The organism is Nocardiopsis sp. MG754419, assembly GCF_018207095.1.
In the GTDB taxonomy this organism is placed as follows: Bacteria; Actinomycetota; Actinomycetes; order Streptosporangiales; family Streptosporangiaceae; genus Nocardiopsis.
Genome location: NZ_QOCZ01000424.1, coordinates 1 through 336, shown reverse-complemented (window position 1 = coordinate 336; position 336 = coordinate 1). Strand labels below are relative to the sequence as shown.

General features: G+C 68.2%; 1 protein-coding gene and 1 tRNA gene. Both read right to left on the bottom strand.

All coding sequences use genetic code 11. The features are described from left to right. Positions 1 to 70: 70 nt before the first annotated feature. Positions 71 to 146, bottom strand: a tRNA-Gly gene (locus DSY14_RS28400). Between the two features lie 23 nt (positions 147 to 169). Then, positions 170 to 334, bottom strand: a complete 165-nt coding sequence (locus DSY14_RS28395; protein WP_374224076.1) for a response regulator transcription factor — start codon at positions 332 to 334, stop codon at positions 170 to 172. Positions 335 to 336: the final 2 nt, after the last annotated feature.

The following is a 336-nucleotide window of genomic DNA, read 5'->3' as shown; positions in this document are numbered from 1 at the left end:
GCTGCTGACCGCACCCGCACGACGAAGGCCCCGGTCGAGGTGACCGGGGCCTTGCGTTCTGGAGACTTCCTGGAGCGGACGACGAGGCTCGAACTCGCGACCTCAACCTTGGCAAGGTTGCGCTCTACCAACTGAGCTACGTCCGCACTGCGCCGAGGCGCGAGAGCAACTATACCCAACCTCGCTCACGTGCGAGCCGTACCGCGGCATGACGGTTCTCGGCCCCGAGTTTGGTGGCGGCCGACGAAAGATAGTTGCGTACGGTCCCCGGTGACAGCGCGGCCCGCTGGGCGATCTCCGCGACGGGCGCCCCGTCGGCGGCCAGCTCCAGCACCT